The sequence below is a fragment of the Paracoccus hibiscisoli genome (assembly GCF_005048265.1).
In the GTDB taxonomy this organism is placed as follows: domain Bacteria; phylum Pseudomonadota; class Alphaproteobacteria; order Rhodobacterales; family Rhodobacteraceae; genus Paracoccus; species Paracoccus hibiscisoli.
In genome coordinates this window covers 1-849 of sequence record NZ_SUNH01000104.1, presented here as the reverse complement: position 1 = coordinate 849, position 849 = coordinate 1, and the positions used below count along the sequence as shown (strand labels likewise).

1 protein-coding gene is annotated in these 849 nt (G+C 57.2%); it reads right to left on the bottom strand.

Features of this window, described 5'->3' with window-relative positions:
* Nucleotides 1-83: 83 nt before the first annotated feature.
* Complete coding sequence (locus tag FA740_RS19525) at nucleotides 84-767, bottom strand: tyrosine-type recombinase/integrase (RefSeq protein ID WP_136858438.1); 684 nt, start codon at nucleotides 765-767, stop codon at nucleotides 84-86.
* Nucleotides 768-849: the final 82 nt, after the last annotated feature.

Sequence of the window (849 nt, the reverse complement as noted above, 5' to 3'; positions counted from 1 at the left end):
CCGCGCTTCCTGAGCGCAGCGTTGTAAGCGGGCCAGTTCGTCGTGCGGTAGCGGGCGGGATCGGGCTTGCTCATGCTGCCCGCCTAACCGCATGAAATCGCGATGTGAATCCCTCTCAATAAGAGTTTTGCAACAACGCCTCCCTGGCCATAGCCTTCGCTGACCCCTTGGGACTTCCAACCCCCAATCTGTTCCCTGACATCCTTTGGGACACCAGCGTCCCTCAAGCGGTCAACAGGGGTGTGCCTGAAGCTGTGAAGCCCTTGACCTACCTTTGCCAACCGGTTCTCCTTAAGCCACTTGTTGAGAGCCGCTGACGCACTGTTTGGGTTGAACACGGCGTCAGACCTTCGGGGTTGGAACACCGGGAACAGATCATTGCCTGCCGTTGTCATGGCCCGTTGTGCTGCCCAAAGGGCCTCACCGACCAAGGGGACCTTCCGTTCTGACTGGACATTCTTCAGGCCCCTGTTCGCATTCGGGCGGATCAGGATGTGTGGTACATCCCCGGTCAGGATCACGTCGTCTTTCCGTAGCCCGACGACCTCAGCTTGCCGTGCCCCTGTGTCGGACAGCATGGCAATAGCCCAGCGGCGCTCATCGTCCATTTCTCTGCACCGTTGCCAGATCGCTTGTAGTTCGCTCAGGCTATAGGGCAGCCGTTCATGGGGCTTTTCAGATCCTTTCCCAACGATGGACAGGCTTTCAAATGGGTTTAAAATACTAGGCCGTGTTGACAAAAGGGATTCACAACGCGGTTCGGGCATGATTCAAGCTGGTATCTGCGATCGAGACCAGCTTGGCACGAGACCTGATGTCGGACGAGGAATGGGCGTTCTTTGAACGGTT